Raw genomic sequence first — 13,427 nt, forward strand, 5'->3', positions numbered from 1 at the left:
GGCTATTCGGCAGGCTTGATGACGTAGCCTGCTCCGCGCACCGTGTGGATCATGGGCGGGTGGTTGGCCTCGATCTTCTTGCGCAGGTATGAGATGTAAAGCTCCACGATGTTGGCTTGGCCGCCGAAATCGTAGTCCCACACGCGGTCCAGGATCTGGGCCTTGCTGACCACGCGCTTGGGGTTCTCCATGAGGTAGCGCAGGAGCTCGAACTGGGTCGCCGTGAGCGGGATGTCCTCGCCGCCGCGGGTAACTTCACGCGTGTCGACGTTCAGGGTCAAGTCGCCCACCACCAGCTCGGCGGTGTCCATCGCGGCCACCCCCGAGCGTTGGACCAGACGGTGCAGGCGCAACAGGACTTCCTCCATGCTGAAGGGCTTGGTGACATAATCGTCGCCGCCGGCGGCCAACCCGACGATGCGGTCCTGTACGTCGTCCTTGGCGGTGAGGAAGAGCGCAGGCACCTCCGGCGCAAAGGCGCGGATCCTGCCGAGCAGCTCGACGCCGTCGAACCCTGGAAGCATCACATCCAGCACCAGGACGTCCGGTCGGAAGTCCTTGGCGAGCTTTACCGCGGCGGGACCGTCGCCCGCCACCGCCACCGACCAGCCCGCCATGCGGAGGCCCATGCTCATGAGCTCGGCGAGGCTGGGTTCGTCGTCAACCACAAGGGCACGGATGGGGGAACCGTCCGGGTGGCTGAGTTGCGGAAGGTTGTTGGTCATGGAGTGCGAGGATGCCATGGGACAACTCTCCAATCTGCCGGTTTGCCAGTGCTTTGCCGTTGCTGTGAGCACCCTGTGAGTCCCAGCCTAGCCACCTGTCCGGAGGTTGTGGCGGTTCTGCAGGTCACAGGGAAGCCTTCAGTTCGACACAGCCAACGCACAGCAAAGCGGCTGACGCTGTTTGGGACAAGAACAATCACGACCAAACAGTCTCGATTTCGATGGAGAACACCATGGATCAGCAAAACAACCCCTCCGTACCTGGTTCCGAGCCGGAGAACGGACACCCGCAGCCGGTGATCCGCCCCCTTGATGATTCTGCGCAGGCTGGTGCCGGGCAGCCGGCCGCCGGGTGGGGTGCTCCGCAGCCGCCGGCGAACCAGCAGCCGGCCGCCGGGTGGGGTGCTCCGCAGCAATACAACGCCGGACAGCCCCGACCTTCCTTTTTCAAGAATTGGAGCCTGAAGAAGGGGCTCATTGTTGGCGGCGTCGCGGTGGTGGTCGCTGCTGCGGCAGGAGCCGGTGCATATGCCGCCGGCAACGGGACCGCGGCCGCGGATACCACCAACGCGCAGGGACCTGGGGCCGGGCAGAACGGCCAGGGCGGATTCGGTGGCCCGGGCGGCACGAACGCAGGCCCTGGCGGGCTCGGCGTCGGCATGGGCGGCCTGAACGCCGCGGTCCACTCGGAATACGTGGTCCTCCAGAACGGCAGCTATGTCACCATGGCGGGTCAGTTGGGTACGGTCACCGACATCTCAGCGAGTTCCATGACCGTCAAGAGCGAGGACGGGTTCACGAAAACCTATGCGCTGGGAACGGACGTCGTGGTAGCTGAAGGCCTGCGGCAACGTGGAAGCGGAAGCGGCGGCACCACCCTGACCCTCGCCGATGTGAAATCCGGATCCAGCGTGAGGGTCACTGCGCTCAAGGAATCGGACAAGTACACGGCCCAGTCCATCCAGATCGTTACTGCCACCACATCAAGTACCCAAGGAACCGGCACCACCAACTAGTCCCCACCGCCACCCTCGCCTCGCAAGTCCCCACCGGGTCCCGGCCTTCGCAAGCTCAGGCAGGGACCCTCGCCGGCGTGGCCCCACGGCCAGGGAACCCTAGCGGCGTGGGCCCACGGAGCTGATGTCGTTACGGGCCTTCAAAACGACATCCAGTGCGAGCGCGGCGTGAGGCTAGGGCCATTGCGGGGGTCCTAGCAGACGATTTGCCAAAGAATTTTCACGAGATGCCGATCCAGGATTGGACAAGGGTTGTTTCATATCTCGAGATTCAAAGGCAAGCGCGTGACGTGGCTTGAGATTCAGAAAACGGCAAATCCATCAAATTTTATTCGAATATTGCGCCAAGAATAGCCAGTGTGACGAACGAGAATGGGTCACATTTGGACATGTGTGAATTGTGATGTGCGGCACAATAGTCCGATTCGTCTCAAAATGTGGACGGTCCGGCCCTTTGTTACTTGCAAGTTCCCTTTGTTACGTTGCACACTTCAAATGTGAACAAGAACTCAACAGCATCTGCAGCCGCAGCGATCGAGCCCAGCGCACCCGCTGGTACTTCGATGAGCTGTTGTCGAATGCATGCCTAACTTAAGACCCCAACAAGTTTCAGGCATTCGCCCCCTGCCCAGCGTCGGGCGCCCCTCCCCATCTCATTGCGGGGACCAGACCAGCATTCGAAGCCGCGATGACGGCTATTCACTTTGAGGTAAGCACTCCATGTCAGTTGCATCCGGATACGTCCACATCTCCGTCCGTAACGCCAATAAGGCCGCGTCGAACGCCGGCCTGCGTCCCGGCTTCGGCAACCGCCCGGCCTACGCCCAGCCCGCACCGCAGGGTGGCAGCCAGGCACCCGGCTACGTCCCCCAGGGCTATAACCCCAACTCCTACGGCCAGCTCCGCGCTGTTCCCGCCAACGAGGCCTCGCCGATGACTGCGCCCACGCCGGTCTTGGCTCCAGCGGACCGCTCTATCCGTCCCGTTGCTAATGACAATGTGGCCCGCGGTTTCGTGCTCTACATGGGCATTGACGAGGACACGGCCGCGGCCGCCGGAACGTCCATTGCCAAGTTGGCCCAGGAAATCCGGGCCTACGCGCAGTCCCTCGTTTCCGGCGCCGAGAGCTATGCCGCCGTCGCAGTAGCCCCGGCCAGCGCGCCCGGTTCCGCGCTCGACGTCGTCCGTTCGACTTTCGGTGACCCCACCGTTGGCAACCGCCAGCGCTCCGAGGCGCTCCGCCCGCAGCCTGCACAGGAAGCCCGCCCGTCCGGCGTCTTGATCGACCTCGCCCGTCGTGAGGTGCACCTCGACGGCGATTCCCTGAACCTCACGTTCAAGGAATTCGAGCTCCTCAACTACCTCGTCGAGAACGGCACCCGCACCGTGGGCCGCGACGAACTCCTCGAGGGCCTGTGGCGCAACGCCGAAGAGGTCCCCAACGAGCGCACCATCGACGTCCACATCCGGCGCCTACGCTCCAAGCTCGGCCGCCTGGCAAACACGGTCCGCACCGTGCGCGGCCAGGGCTACCGTTTCTACGAGCACCCCGAGGTTATCGTCTGGGCCGCTCCGGAATACTCGATCTAGTCCCCACGCGCTCAAAGCGCCCGCTCCGTTCTTTGGGGGCGGGCGCTTTCGCTTCCGCGGCCAACTCAACTAACTCGCATTTGTTGTCGTTTACAGGCGTCAAAACGACAACAAATGCGAGTCAGTTGGGATAGTAGGGTGGGGGGATGAGCGAGCATCACATCAAGCGGCTGGTGATCATGCGGCATGCGAAGTCGGACTGGCCCCTTGGTGTGCCGGATCATGAGCGACCCCTTGCCGAACGCGGCCACAAGGAAGCCCCTCTTGCCGGGAAATGGCTCCTTAAGCACCACGTGATTCCGGATTTCATCCTGTGTTCGTCCGCGCTCCGGACCCGGCAGACCTGCACGTGGGTGTGCAGCGAGCTGGGGGACAAGGCCCCGACGCCGAAACTCGAGGACGGCCTGTACGCCGCCTCCGCGCAACGCATGTTGACCGTCATCAACCATGTGCCGGAAACCGTCACCACTCTCATGATCTTTTCGCACATGCCCGGCGTGCAGGACCTCGCGATGCACTTGGCTTCCCGCGACTCGGACCATGACGCCTACATGGACGCCGCAACGCGCTACCCCACGAGCGCCATGACAGTCATGGAACTTGAAAAGCCGTGGGCAGAACTCGATGGGCAGGATGCCCGGCTGACCCACTTCGCAGTTCCGCGCCCAAAGAAGTAGCTCCCTCGCGCGAACTGGCAGCTAATACCCTTTTTTGCGCGGCCAGAGGGCATCTGCCGCCAGCTCGCGCGGATGGTCCGAGCTAGCCCACGTCGAGTTCTGCCGCCACATCCTGCAGCAAGCGGACCACGTGGCGGATGCTGGGGCTCGCCGTCATGGTCTTCCGGTACACGATTCCCACTTGGCGTTGCTGCATCGGATTGACCACGGGCACCGCCACCACTCCAGCGGGGAGCTCGGGCCTACCGAGCCGTGGCACGAGCGCCACCGCCACGCCCTGCTGGACCATGGCGATATGGGTGGAAAAGTCGGGGTCGTAGATGCGGATGTCCGGCACGCGCCCCAGGCCTGCCAGGATCGCCAGCAACGCCTCATTGCAGATGGCCCCAGCTGGCGTGCTGATCCAGCTTTCGTCCACCAGGTCGGAAGGCTCGACGGCGGTCCGGCCAGCCAGCGGGTGGGCTGAGTTCAGCAAGACGTCGGCGGTATCCAGGCAGAGGTCCTCGTGGACCATGTTCTCCGGAATGACCAAGGGTACGGAGTGCCAATTGTGGACGACGCCGAGATCGGCTTCCCCGGTGGCGACCCTCTGGACGGCCTCGCGCGGGTCTTCGGCCACCACACGGACCTCAAGCCCGGATGCGCCAAGCCCGGAGCCCGCCGCGGCCGAAGATCCGGCGGCAACGGCTTGGGCCGTGCCGAGTTTCGCCAGCATCGGCCCCACAAGACCCCGGCAAGCGGTGGAGAATGCCACGAGCCGCAGCACGCCGCTCGGCTTCGTTGGGTCGGCGAGCAGCGTGGCCTGCAGCTCCTCCAACTCGCCCAGGATCCGGCGTCCGTACTCTGCCAACGCCATGCCGCGGTCGGTCAGTAGTACGCCGCGGCCGTGGCGTTCCAGGACCGTCACGCCACTTTGCTTCTCGAGCTTCTTGATCTGCTGGGAAACCGCCGAGGGGCTGAAGCCCATGGCCTCCGAGGCAGCCACCACCGAGCCTTGCTGTTCCACTGCTACGAGGGCCCGCAGCGCCGCAATCTCAATCATGAAGCAAACGTACATGATCCGATGCAGAATTCAACGCTGGTGCTTCATTGGCTTGGCTGTCAGAGTTGAATCGTGAATATCCGCCACTCAGCACTCGCCGTCCTTGTCGCCGTCCTTTGGGGCCTGAATTTCGTCGCGATCGACTTTGGATTGCACCCCGGTAACGGGAGCGGTGGCGCGGCCGACGTGCCGCCTCTACTGTTCGTGGCCATCCGCTTTGTGCTGGTGGTGTTCCCCTGCATCTTCTTCGTCCGCAAACCGGACGTCAGCTGGAAGGCGATCATCGGCGTCGGGCTCTTCATGAGCGCCGGGCAGTTTGGCCTCCTCTACCTGGGCATGGCGCTCGGCATGCCTGCAGGACTTGCCTCGCTGGTCCTGCAGGCTCAAGTGCTCCTGACGGTGCTGTTGGCAGCCCGCTTCCTGGGGGAGCGGCCGAGCAAGCGGCAACTGACAGGGGTTGTGCTGGGTGTCGCCGGGCTAGCGCTGGTGGCGGTGGGTCGAAGCTTGGTGGCCCCCGTGGTGCCGCTCATGATCGTGCTCGCCGCCGCCTTGTCCTGGGCCGCGGGCAACGTCATCGCCCGCAAAGCCAAGGCGGCCTCGGGACTGGGGCTGGTGGTCTGGTCCGGGGCCGTGGTCCCCTTGCCCCTCGCGGCCCTGTCGCTCATCGTCGACGGCCCGGCAGCCGTCGTCGGGACCCTCACCAACCTTCAGCCGGCCACCATCCTGAGCGCCTTGTATACCGCCATTTTCGCGTCGTTGGTGGGCTACGGCATCTGGAACCGGCTGCTCAGCCTGTACCCGAGCTCGGCCGTGGTGCCTTTCACGTTGTTGGTCCCGGTGGTGGGAATGACCGCCGCGTGGCTGCTCATCTCAGAGGTCCCTACGACGGCGGAACTGGCCGGCGGGCTCCTCCTGCTGGGCGGCGTCGCGACTGCCGTGCTGCAACGGCGCGAGAAGCCTGGGGATCTGGCGGCGGCCGAAGTGCGTCAGCGCTTGGGGGCCGGCTTGCGCTGAGGGGCGGATCCCGACGTCGGGCGCTTGGCGGGGGTGCGTGGTGCAGGGCGCTTCGCAGTTCCCGAGGCCGGACGGGCCGCCGGTCGCTGGGCGGTCCTGCCGGGTGCCGGGGAAGGCCGCGAAGCAGGCCGGGGCGCGGGCCGCCGGGCAGCCGGACGGGCCACTGCCTTCGCACGGCGCGATGGCCATACCGCCCCCACGAACAAGATCAGCAGGGAGCTGCAGCCGGCAAGCGCGGCGAGGTAGAAATAGATGTCCGAGTCCTTGGTGCTCACCGCGCTGCCCAGGGCGTTCTCGTCCTGGTTGAAGGCGAGGCCCCACATGCGCAGGAACGCGATTCCGAACGCGATGAACAGGATCGTCGAGATGGCCCCGAGAACCAGCATGAAGTACCTGCGACGGGTGAAAACCTCGGCGACGCACGCCAGGTAGCCGATCGCCAGGGCCCCCAGGAAGATGTACATCACGGTTTCGTCAAGGGTGATGGCCAGGAGCACCAGCAAACCAGCAGACACCACAGCAGAGATGATCGCAAGCTTTCCGCTGTTCCCCATGTGACGCATGGGATTAATCATCCCTGACCCGCGGCAGCGCCGCGCCCCAAGACGCGGCAGTTGCCATACCGTTACCGCAGTACGTAGCCCCGCATGATGGTCATGAGGGCCGCTATGCTCTGCTCGCGGGTGCGCTCGGGGTTGTACGTCTGCCGGTCAAGGCCCACCACGAAGATCGCTCCGAACATCGCCGCCTCGAGGCTGCCCCGGGCAATGCCCGTATCCACCGTGTACGTGGTGGCGACCTTTTCGATCGCCGCGCCGATCACGGCCAACAGCTCGCTGCGGAGCTCGACGAAGAGCTTGCCCCATTCGCTGGGCGTCCGCCAGTTCTCGCTGATCCAGAGCCGAGCGAAGGACGGGTAGTCGTCCATGAAGTCCATGGCTTGCCCGAGCATGGCCTCCATCGCTTCGAGCGGATCGGCGTGCAGGCCTTCAATCGTCTGGAGCCGGCCGAGCATGATGTCGACGCCGTGGCGCAGCAACTGGGCGATCAGATCGGACTTGCTGCCGAAATTGTAATAGACCGTTCCCTTGGACACCCCGGCTGCGGCCGCGATCTCGTCCACGGTGACGCCCGCTGCGCCGCGCTCGCCGATCAGCTCCATCGAAGCGTCGAAAAGGCGCTGCTTGGTCGCGTTGGTGCGGGCCGGGCGGAGCTTCTTCTCCGGGAGCCCCGAGACATCCGGCTCTTGCATGCTCATACAGCGATCTCCGGCTTCAGGGTCTTGAGGGTCCAGAACTTGTGCTTACGGACAGCCAGCGTGGAAAGCGCGGCCCCCAGCACAGTGTAGCCAAGTAGCCCCAGGACAATCGGCCAGATCATGGTCAAGTCGCCGCCGTAGATCAGGTGCCGCATGCCGGTCACTACGTAGCCCATCGGCATGATCTCGTGCACCACGTGGAGAGGCATGGGGGTGGTTTGCCAAGGGAACGTTCCGCCGGACGACACCAACTGCAGGACCAGCAGGATCAGCACGACGAACTTTCCAGGAGTCCCGAGCAAGGCCACGATGCCCTGGATGAGGGCCGTGAACGCCATGACCGCTGCCAGCATGAACAACCACATCCACACCGGGTGAGCCGCGTTGAGTCCCAGCCCCAGGTCCACCACGAGGGTGAGGATACTGGCCTGCAGCACGGACACCACGAAGAACGGGAGCCAGCCGCCGACGGCGATTTTCCATGACGGCGCGTTCGACGCCAAGGCCCGCTGGGTGATGGGACGCATGGCCTGGACCAGCATGAACACGCCGATCCAGAGGGACAGTGTCAGGAAGAACGGGGCCAGGCCCGCACCGTAGGACCCTGCCTTGGCCTGCGATACGTTGTTGACCGCCACAGGATCGGCGATCACCTTGGACACCTCGCTCTTTTGGGCGTCGTTCGGGTTCGGGACCTTGCCTGCGCCCTTCGCCAACTCGCTCGCCAAGGTGCGGGATCCGTCAGCGGCGCTGGCAGCACCAGTGGCAAGCTGCGCCGCGCCGTCGTCGAGCTTTGCGGCGCCGTCCGCGAGGGCCGCCGTGCCGTTGACGGCGGACTGTTCGCCAGCGGCGAGCGTGGAGGCTCCAGAACTGAGCTGGTCCGCGCCTGCCGAGGCCTGGCCGATGGCGCCCGTCAGCGCCGGGGTAGCGCCCGCAAGCTTGGCGGCGCCGGCACTGACCGCGGCCGATCCGTCCGAGAGCTGCTGGATCTGCGCGGCATCCGCCGAGATCTTGGCTTTGGCGTCGGTGACCGGAGCGGACGCGGCGGCCGTGTCGAAGTCGGCCAGGATCTTGTTCGCCTGGTCCTGGGTGATGACCCCTGCGGACACGAGCCTCGCGTTGGAGGCCACCACGCGGTCCCGCGCCCCGGCGTCGAACGCCGAAAGCTGCCCGACGACGTCCTGGACTTTCGCGTTCAGCTGTGCGTTTCCGGCGGCTACTTGGGCGGCGCCGTCGGCAAGCTTCTGGGAGTCTGCCGGGAGGGACGCGGTCTTGTTCTTCAGCTCCGTGAGGCCCGCGCTGAGCTGCCCGGCACCGCCGTTCAGTTGATTGGCGCCGTCGCGCAGCTTGTTTTGGCCCGCCAGGAGCTCGGACGCACCGCTGCTGAGCTTGCTGGTGCCGTCGTGAAGGGCGGCCGCGCCGTCGCTGAGCTTGCCGACGCCGTCGGCAAGTTGGGAGGCGCCGTCGGACGCCTTGACGATCGAAGCGTGGATGGTGCCGAAGCCTGTGAGGAGTTGGTTGGCGGTTTCCTCGCCTACTTCCTTGGCCACAGTGGAGTGCACCGCAGTGGTGAGTTTGTCCACGATGGTGCTGAGGAGGTAGTTGTTCGCGTCATTGGTGGTGACGTTGAGCATCGCCTGGTTGGCCGCATTGAAACTGCCCGGCGAGACCAGGTTGGCCGAGAAGTCCTTCGGGATCTTCAGGGCGAAGGCGTACTTGCCGGATTCAACGCCGGCGTCGGCTTCGGCCGTGGTGGTCACCCGCTGCCAGTTGAACACGTGGCTCTCCACGAGGCTGTCGGCAACCTTCTGGCCTGCCTGCAGCTCCGGGCCGCTTGCCGGCTGGGCTCCCGCGTCCTCGACGACCAAAGCGGCGTCGATCTGGTTGAGATTGCCGTAAGGATCCCAGTTCGCGTAAAGGTACACGGCCCCGTAGAGGAGGGGCACCATGGTCAGGGCGAGGATGGTCAGCTTGGGCAGGAGCCCGCCGGTCATGCGCTTGAGTTCGGAGCGGGCCAGCCGCAGAACAGTCACTTTGCGGTCCTTTGCAGGGTTTCGGGTACTTCTTCGGGATCTTCTTGCGCGGCTTCCGCGGGTTCGGCGGGTGCCGTGTGCGTGACCGAGTTGCCGATCACGGCGGCCGGGCCGTCCCAGCCGTCCGGAAGGGCAGAGACGACGGCGACGACGGCGAGCGGCCGCCCGGCGTCGTACGCCAATTGCTCAAGCCGGGGGAGCCAGTCCGCAGTGTTGGCGCTGTGCCGGTCCGGGGAATCGAGCACCAGAAGGTCGAGGGCAGGGTCCGCGAGGGCCAGGGCGGTCAGCAGTTCGAGGCGGCGGTCCGCAGGGAGTTGCTCGATCCACAGCCCGGCGATGTCTTCGAAGCGGTTGATCTTGAGCCACGGCTTACTGAGGAGCGCGCCGCGGTAACGGCGGGGGATGAGGGAGAGGTCTTCGGTGACGAGGTCGCGGACGCTCAGATGCTGCTCCGGCTCGTTGACACCCGGAGCGTCAATCAGGGCGCTCGCAGCCCGGAGCTTCTTGGTTTTCGCCGTCTTGTCCCAGCTCAGGAGGCCTTTGCTGGTCTTCATCCGGCCGCTCAGAGCAAGTGCCAAGGCCGTGCGCTGGTCCTGACCGTCGCCGCTGACCAGGAGGAGCTCGCCGCGCCTGGCTTCGAGGGAAGTGGGAGGCAGGAGATCGTCCCGGCGGCCGTCGATCTGGAGTTGCTGTGCAGACAGCACAATTGGACCTTTCGCAGAACTTGTTATCTGCTCCAATCGTAACTGAACTGACCAGTCAGTTCAAATAGACCTCTATCACAGTCCGTACTTCTCCAACAGGCGCAGCCACACCTCGCTGATGGTGGGGAACGACGGCACGGCATGCCACAGCCGGTCCAACGGCACTTCGCCCACAATCGCGATGGTGGCGCCGTGCAAAAGCTCGGCCACTCCGGGCCCGGCAAACGTCGCGCCCAGCACCACCTTCCGGTCCTCGTCCACCACCAGTTGTGCCCAGCCTTGGTAATTTTCCGAATGCAGCTGGGAGCCGGACACATTGATGGGGAGCTCAACCGAGCTTGCGTTAATGCCCTTTTGCAGCGCCTGCTTGAGGCTCGGTCCCACGGATGCCACTTCCGGATCCGTGAAGACCACGCTGGGGATCGCATATTCGTCGGCCGTCTTCGCGAGGGCGCTCCATGCCTTCGGGGTGCCGTGGAGGGTTCCTTTGGCACGGGCCACGATGGCGTCGCCGGTTGCCCTGGCCTCGTACTTGCCCTGATGGGTGAGGAATACCGATCCTGCGGCATCGCCGGCCGCGTAAAGCCATAGCCCGCTCGTGCCGTCGCTGGCGGCGCCCTCAACCAAGCCGCTCGAGTCCGTGGTGAGGCGCAATGGCTTGCCTTCTTCGGCGTCGAGCCCTACGTTTTCGAGTCCCAAATTATCAAGGGAAGGCCGACGACCTGTGGCCACCAGCAACTGGTCGGAGTGCAAGACCGTCCCGTCGCCGAGAGTGACGCTGAAGGCTTGGTCCGGGTCGTGTTCGACCCGCGTGGTGTCGGTCCCGAGGTGCAGATCAACGCCGTCGGCCCGCAGTCCCGCAGCGACCAAATCGGCGGCTTCCTCGGGGAACGCGCTCAAGAGTCGGCCTCGGGCAACGATCGAAACCGACGAGCCTAGGCGGGCGAAAGCCTGGGCAAGTTCGACGCTGGCGACCCCTCCGCCCAGCACGATGAACCGTTTAGGGATTTGCCGCACGGAGGTGGCCCCGCGGGTTGTCCAGTAGGGGACGTTGCGCAAGCCGTCGATTTTCGGGATGAGCGGTGTGGATCCGGAGGCCACCACCACGGCGTGATGGGCTTTGAGCGAGTAGCTGGTGCCGTCCTTGCCATCCACTTGGACTTCACGCGGGCCGGTGATGCGTGCCCGGCCCCGGATGAGTTCGATGCCGGTGTCCACGAGCCACTGGACCGCGCCGTCGTCCTGCCATTTGTTGGTGAAGTAGTCACGGTATTTCAGGACCGGTGCGGGATCCAGGACCTTCGTGACGGCGTCCGACGCTCCGGGCACTGATTGTGCCGTGTGCAGGGCGGTTCCCGGCCGAAGGAGCGCTTTGGACGGTATGCAGGCCCAGTAGGAGCACTCCCCGCCGACGAGCTCAGCCTCCACAATTGCGCAGGTGAGGCCGCCCCGGACCACCCGGTCTGCAACGTTTTCCCCCACAGTCCCGGCGCCGATCACGATGACATCGAATTCCCGGATATTCTCCTCAGCCATGGGAGAAGCCTACGCCCGGACACAGGCCGGGATCAGGGATCCGGCGACGGATTCTGCCGGGTCAGGTGTCCATCGCGCCTTTGAACCAGCCGGTGATGCTCGCCGGATGCGTGATGGCAGTGCCGACGACGACGGCGAACGCCCCGGCGTCGAGGGCCTGGCGGGCCTGTGCCGGGGTATGGATGCGGCCCTCGGCGATGAGCGGCTTGCCCAGCCCAGCGCCGGCGATCTCCGCGAGAAGCTCAAGATCGGGGCCGTCAGTCTTGGGACGGTCCCCGCTGTACCCGGCCAAGGTGGTGCCGATCAGGTCAGCACCGGCGTCGACGGCGGCCGCCGCATCGGCGTAGGAACCGCAGTCAGCCATGACCAAGGCGTGCGATTCGGCGTGGATTCCGTCAATGGTTCGCTTGAGTGTCAAGCCATCGGGACGCGTGCGTCGCGTTCCGTCGATGGCCACGACGTGGGCGCCGGCATTCGCGACGGCGAGGGCGTGCCGGAGCGTCGGGGTGATGAAAACGCCGTCGTGCCCGTCCTTCCAGAGCCCGATCACCGGGACCTCCACAGCTGCGCGGGTGAATTGGACGTCTGCAAGGCCCTGTACGCGGACTGCGGCGGCTCCACCGATAACGGTCGACGCCGCCACCTGGCCGGTGGTCCGGGGATCGCGCATGGGTTCGCCCGGGTAGGCCTGGCAGGACACGATCAACTGCGAGCGGAGGGCTTCGAGGCCATCGGGGGTCAGGATCATGGGGTTCTCCTTGCGAGGGGTTCGGGTGTTCGGGTGTCAGTTCAGGACGAGTTTGGCCGCGCCCACAATGGCCGCGGTATTGCCTAGCGCCGCGCGAAGCACGGGAATGTCGGCAAGCGGGGCCATGAGCTCCTTGCGAAGGGCGCGTTCCATGGGTTTCCACCAGAAATCTCCCGCATCCGCCAAACCCCCGGAAACCACCACCGTCTCCGGGTCGAGGATGTTGACGAGCCCGCCGATCGCCTGCCCCGCAGCACCCGCGCCCGCCCCGATGGCTTTGATGGCGGCAGTACCGTCGGCCGAATCGGCACGATCGCCGTCGTGCACCAAGGCAAACACGGCACGAGAGTCCGGGGCCTCGGGGGAGCCGCCGAAACGGACGAAGGATTCGTGGATGGCCGGGCCGGAAGCGATCGCCTCGACGTGGCCCGAGCCGCCGCACACACACGGGAGGGCCTTGCCCTCGTGATAGGCGTACGGCGACGCAAAATGCCCCACGTGCCCACCCACATAGTGGTGCCCCAAAACAGGAGCGCCGTCCAGCACAAAGCTGCCGCCCACACCCGTACCGAAAGCCACCATGAGCGAACTCGAAGACCCGGCAGCCGCCCCACGCCACGCCTCACCCAGAGCATGCGCATGCACATCGTTGACGGCACACACCGACCCCCGAGGCAAACCCAGGAGCTGCGCCAACCCCGCCGTCAATCCGGTCCCGGCCCACCCCAGGATCGCATCAGTCGCCGAAACCACCTCGCCATTCACGGCATCGATGACCCCGGCCGAACCGACGCCAACACGCACGACGTCGATTCCCGCACCCGCCGCCCGCCGCATGAGCCGCCCGACGAGCGCCGCAGTTGCCCGCAAAATAGCGTCGCCCCCGTCCCGATTCAGCGTAGGAATCTGCTCCGAAAACAACACCTCCCCATCGGCCCCCACAACCCCCGCGGCAGTCTTCGTCCCCCCAAGATCAACGCCGACCACGTACATCATGTTTGTCCTCCGGATCGTTCGGTTGCTGTTGCTGCGGTTGCTGTGTGGTCAGGTTTAGCCGTCGTCGCGGCGGCGCCCAGGCTGCGGT

At 65.4% G+C, this 13,427-nt stretch carries 13 protein-coding genes; 4 read left to right on the top strand and 9 right to left on the bottom strand.

Annotated features, from left to right (window positions below):
* Nucleotides 1-2: 2 nt before the first annotated feature.
* Nucleotides 3-743 carry a response regulator transcription factor gene (locus AC1DJB_RS07440; protein ID WP_078106594.1) on the bottom strand — a complete coding sequence of 247 codons (741 nt, stop codon included), beginning with the start codon at nt 741-743 and terminating at the stop codon, nt 3-5.
* Nucleotides 744-958: 215 nt separating this feature from the next.
* Here AC1DJB_RS07440 and AC1DJB_RS07445 point away from each other — a divergent pair, with 215 nt between their 5' ends.
* The 3 genes from AC1DJB_RS07445 to AC1DJB_RS07455 all read left to right on the top strand — a co-directional run bounded on the left by AC1DJB_RS07445 (nt 959) and on the right by AC1DJB_RS07455 (nt 4,008).
* On the top strand, nt 959-1,741 hold the full coding sequence (locus tag AC1DJB_RS07445) for a hypothetical protein (protein ID WP_332602387.1): 783 nt from the start codon (nt 959-961) through the stop codon (nt 1,739-1,741).
* A gap of 720 nt (nt 1,742-2,461) precedes the next feature.
* The gene (locus AC1DJB_RS07450; protein ID WP_059388617.1) at nt 2,462-3,331 is read left to right on the top strand and encodes a winged helix-turn-helix domain-containing protein; all 870 of its coding nucleotides are present in this window, start codon (nt 2,462-2,464) and stop codon (nt 3,329-3,331) included.
* Between the two features lie 146 nt (nt 3,332-3,477).
* Complete coding sequence (locus AC1DJB_RS07455) at nt 3,478-4,008, top strand: SixA phosphatase family protein (protein WP_059388618.1); 531 nt, start codon at nt 3,478-3,480, stop codon at nt 4,006-4,008.
* A gap of 82 nt (nt 4,009-4,090) precedes the next feature.
* On the opposite strand, the gene AC1DJB_RS07460 is transcribed toward AC1DJB_RS07455, so the two are convergent.
* On the bottom strand, nt 4,091-5,050 hold the full coding sequence (locus AC1DJB_RS07460) for a LysR family transcriptional regulator (protein WP_441437603.1): 960 nt from the start codon (nt 5,048-5,050) through the stop codon (nt 4,091-4,093).
* A 72-nt stretch (nt 5,051-5,122) separates the two neighbouring features.
* Between AC1DJB_RS07460 and AC1DJB_RS07465 the strand changes: the two genes are divergently transcribed.
* Complete coding sequence (locus AC1DJB_RS07465; protein ID WP_441437604.1) at nt 5,123-6,064, top strand: EamA family transporter; 942 nt, start codon at nt 5,123-5,125, stop codon at nt 6,062-6,064.
* Here the strand turns inward: AC1DJB_RS07465 and AC1DJB_RS07470 are convergent.
* The 7 genes from AC1DJB_RS07470 to AC1DJB_RS07500 all read right to left on the bottom strand — a co-directional run bounded on the left by AC1DJB_RS07470 (nt 6,037) and on the right by AC1DJB_RS07500 (nt 13,339).
* Nucleotides 6,037-6,627, bottom strand: coding sequence for a hypothetical protein (locus AC1DJB_RS07470; RefSeq protein WP_441437605.1), 591 nt, complete (start codon nt 6,625-6,627; stop codon nt 6,037-6,039). The two genes, AC1DJB_RS07465 and AC1DJB_RS07470, sit on opposite strands and share 28 nt — an antisense overlap.
* Before the next feature lie 62 nt (nt 6,628-6,689).
* Nucleotides 6,690-7,322: a TetR/AcrR family transcriptional regulator gene (locus AC1DJB_RS07475; RefSeq protein ID WP_284988753.1), complete on the bottom strand. Its 633-nt coding sequence runs from the start codon at nt 7,320-7,322 to the stop codon at nt 6,690-6,692.
* A complete protein-coding gene (locus tag AC1DJB_RS07480; RefSeq protein ID WP_441437606.1) occupies nt 7,319-9,355 on the bottom strand; it encodes a YhgE/Pip family protein in 2,037 nt (678 codons plus the stop codon). The genes AC1DJB_RS07475 and AC1DJB_RS07480 overlap by 4 nt, the downstream gene beginning before the upstream one ends.
* Nucleotides 9,352-10,059 (bottom strand): ABC transporter ATP-binding protein, encoded by a 708-nt coding sequence (locus AC1DJB_RS07485; RefSeq protein WP_441437607.1) that lies wholly within the window; start codon nt 10,057-10,059, stop codon nt 9,352-9,354. Before AC1DJB_RS07485 ends, AC1DJB_RS07480 begins: the two co-directional genes overlap by 4 nt.
* 75 nt (nt 10,060-10,134) lie before the next feature.
* Complete coding sequence (locus AC1DJB_RS07490; RefSeq protein WP_441437608.1) at nt 10,135-11,595, bottom strand: dihydrolipoyl dehydrogenase family protein; 1,461 nt, start codon at nt 11,593-11,595, stop codon at nt 10,135-10,137.
* A 61-nt stretch (nt 11,596-11,656) separates the two neighbouring features.
* The gene (locus tag AC1DJB_RS07495; RefSeq protein ID WP_441437609.1) at nt 11,657-12,343 is read right to left on the bottom strand and encodes an N-acetylmannosamine-6-phosphate 2-epimerase; all 687 of its coding nucleotides are present in this window, start codon (nt 12,341-12,343) and stop codon (nt 11,657-11,659) included.
* A 36-nt stretch (nt 12,344-12,379) separates the two neighbouring features.
* Nucleotides 12,380-13,339, bottom strand: a complete 960-nt coding sequence (locus AC1DJB_RS07500) for an ROK family protein (RefSeq protein ID WP_441437610.1) — start codon at nt 13,337-13,339, stop codon at nt 12,380-12,382.
* Nucleotides 13,340-13,427 lie beyond the last annotated feature (88 nt).

Source organism: Arthrobacter sp. 01T428, from assembly GCF_056398685.1.

Coding starts and splice junctions, on each gene's coding strand:
- AC1DJB_RS07445 (WP_332602387.1), top strand. CDS start 959: ATGGATCAGCAAAACAACCCCTCCGTACCTGGTTCCGAGCCGGAGAAC.
- AC1DJB_RS07460 (WP_441437603.1), bottom strand. CDS start 5,050: ATGATTGAGATTGCGGCGCTGCGGGCCCTCGTAGCAGTGGAACAGCAA.
- AC1DJB_RS07490 (WP_441437608.1), bottom strand. CDS start 11,595: ATGGCTGAGGAGAATATCCGGGAATTCGATGTCATCGTGATCGGCGCC.
- AC1DJB_RS07440 (WP_078106594.1), bottom strand. CDS start 743: ATGGCATCCTCGCACTCCATGACCAACAACCTTCCGCAACTCAGCCAC.
- AC1DJB_RS07450 (WP_059388617.1), top strand. CDS start 2,462: ATGTCAGTTGCATCCGGATACGTCCACATCTCCGTCCGTAACGCCAAT.
- AC1DJB_RS07470 (WP_441437605.1), bottom strand. CDS start 6,627: ATGCGTCACATGGGGAACAGCGGAAAGCTTGCGATCATCTCTGCTGTG.
- AC1DJB_RS07475 (WP_284988753.1), bottom strand. CDS start 7,322: ATGAGCATGCAAGAGCCGGATGTCTCGGGGCTCCCGGAGAAGAAGCTC.
- AC1DJB_RS07495 (WP_441437609.1), bottom strand. CDS start 12,343: ATGATCCTGACCCCCGATGGCCTCGAAGCCCTCCGCTCGCAGTTGATC.
- AC1DJB_RS07500 (WP_441437610.1), bottom strand. CDS start 13,339: ATGATGTACGTGGTCGGCGTTGATCTTGGGGGGACGAAGACTGCCGCG.
- AC1DJB_RS07455 (WP_059388618.1), top strand. CDS start 3,478: ATGAGCGAGCATCACATCAAGCGGCTGGTGATCATGCGGCATGCGAAG.